The sequence below is a fragment of the Microbacterium sp. K41 genome (assembly GCF_004794395.1).
Taxonomy (GTDB): Bacteria; Actinomycetota; Actinomycetes; order Actinomycetales; family Microbacteriaceae; genus Microbacterium; species Microbacterium sufflavum.
Window position 1 is genome coordinate 1 of the sequence record NZ_SSDO01000409.1, and the last position, 2,299, is coordinate 2,299.

General features: G+C 75.2%; 2 protein-coding genes. Both read left to right on the forward strand.

From position 1 onward, the window contains the following. Positions 1 to 474 (forward strand): 5-oxoprolinase subunit C family protein (locus DW309_RS12770; protein WP_136045595.1); only part of this gene is annotated, 474 nt, incomplete at its 5' end. After that, complete coding sequence (locus DW309_RS12775; protein WP_136045596.1) at positions 471 to 2,183, forward strand: acetyl/propionyl/methylcrotonyl-CoA carboxylase subunit alpha; 1,713 nt, start codon at positions 471 to 473, stop codon at positions 2,181 to 2,183. The genes DW309_RS12770 and DW309_RS12775, both read left to right, overlap by 4 nt. Positions 2,184 to 2,299 lie beyond the last annotated feature (116 nt).

Consider the following 2,299-nt stretch of genomic DNA (forward strand, 5'->3'; position numbering starts at 1 on the left):
ACCCTCGCCGGGCTCGGCCCGCGGCCCCTCGCGGCGGGCGATGTCGTGCCGATCGGCACGGCCCCGGTGACCTCGGTGGATCCGGTCGTCCTGCCGCGCGACCTTCCCGCCCCGGGCGACACCGTGGCGCTCGAGATCACGCTCGGCCCGCGCGACGACTGGTTCACCGCGGCCGGGGTCGCCGCGCTCACCGGTCAGGAGTGGACGGTGACGCCGCGCTCCGACCGCGTCGGCATCCGGCTGCACGGCGAGGTGCCGCTGGAGCGCGCCGTGGGCGGGGAGCTGCCCAGCGAGGGCGCGGTGACCGGCGCGATCCAGGTGCCGCCGGACGGTCAGCCCGTGCTGTTCCTCCCCGATCATCCGCTCACGGGCGGCTACCCCATCATCGGCGCACTCACCGATCGCAGCCTCGACCTCGCCGCGCAGCTCCCGCCGGGGGTGCACGTGCGCTTCATCGTGAAGGAGACCCCATGACCCGTGTGCTCATCGCCAACCGCGGCGAGATCGCGGTGCGCGTGATCCGCGCCTGCGCCGAGGCCGGATACACGTCGGTCGCCGTGTACGCCGATCAGGATGCGGATGCGCTGCACGTGCGGCTCGCCGACGAGGCCGTCGGCCTGGGCGGTGACACGGCGGCGAGCACCTACCTGTCGGTCGAGGCGCTGATCGACGCCGCGCGCCGCAGCGGGGCCGACGCGGTGCACCCCGGCTACGGCTTCCTCTCCGAGAGCGCGGCGTTCGCGCGGGCTGTCGAGGGCGCGGGCCTGGTGTGGATCGGCCCGTCGCCGGAGAGCATCGACGCCCTCGGCGACAAGATGACCGCGCGGCGCATCGCCCAGCGGGTCGGCGCACCCCTCGCGGCCGGCACCGACGAGCCGCTCTCCGGCCCGGAGGAGGCCGTGGCCTTCGCCGAGGAGCACGGGCTGCCGATCGCCATCAAGGCCGCGTTCGGCGGGGGCGGCCGCGGCCTCAAGGTCGTGCGGGAGCTGTCCGAGGTGGCGGCGGCGTTCGAGGCGGCGACGCGGGAGGCCGTGGCCGCGTTCGGTCGCGGCGAGTGCTTCGTGGAGCGGTTCCTGGAGCGCCCCCGGCACATCGAGGTGCAGGTGCTGGGAGACGGCCGCGGCGGCGTCGTCGTGGTGGGCGACCGCGACTGCTCGATGCAGCGGCGCAACCAGAAGCTGATCGAGGAGGCACCGGCACCCGCACTCGCTCCGGAGCAGCGGTCGGCGATCCACGAGGCGGCGCGGGCGATCTGCGCCGAGGTGCAGTACCGCGGGGCGGGCACCGTGGAGTTCCTGCTCGCGGCCGACGGCACGATCTCGTTCCTCGAGGTCAACACGCGCCTCCAGGTCGAGCATCCGGTGACGGAGGAGGTCACGGGTACCGACCTCGTGCGCGAGCAGTTCCGCATCGCGTTCGGCGAGGGGCCGTCGTTCACCGAGACCCCGCGGCCGTCGGGTCACGCGTTCGAGTTCCGCATCAACGCGGAAGACCCCGGTCGCGGGTTCCTTCCCAGCCCGGGGCGGGTCGAGGCGCTGCGCATCCCCGGCGGCCCCGGCGTGCGATGGGACAGCGGCATCGAGGCGGGCGACGTGGTGCAGCCCGCGTTCGACTCCCTGATCGCCAAGCTCATCGTGCACGCGGACACCCGGGAGGCCGCCCTCGTGCGAGCACGCCGGGCGCTGCGCGAGCTCGCCGTCGACGGCCCGGCGACCGTGATCCCGTTCGACCTCCGCGCGATCGACGACCCCGCGTTCGCGACCGACACCTTCGGGGTGCACACGCAGTGGATCGAGACGGTGCTGCTGCCCGCGCTCGACGCGCAGCCGCGACCGGCGGTCGCACCGGTGTCCGGGCTGCAGCGGTTCCCCGTGGAGGTCGATGGCCGCCGGGTCGTGCTCGGGCTGCCCGCGGAGCTGCTGGCGGGGATCGGCCGTCCGGTGCCGGAGGCGGCACCGGAGCCTGCGGCGGACGCGTCCGACCTCCGGACTCCCGCGCCGGGCACGCTCGTGCGGTGGCTGCTCGACGACGGCGCGGAGGTCGCGGCGGGCGACCCGGTGGCCGTGCTCGACGCGATGAAGATGGAGACGACGGTCACCGCGCACCGCCCCGGCACTCTCACCCGCCGCGCGGAGACCGGCGCGACCGTCGCGCCCGACGCCGTCCTCGCCACGATCGCCTGACCCCCGTCCTCCCGTCCCCCGCCCTCCCGTCCCCCGTCCTCCCGTCCCCGCCCGACCGGCGCGTGGGAGTGCGAAAACGCACCTCCGACGTGCGTGGGAGGTGCGTTTTCGATCCC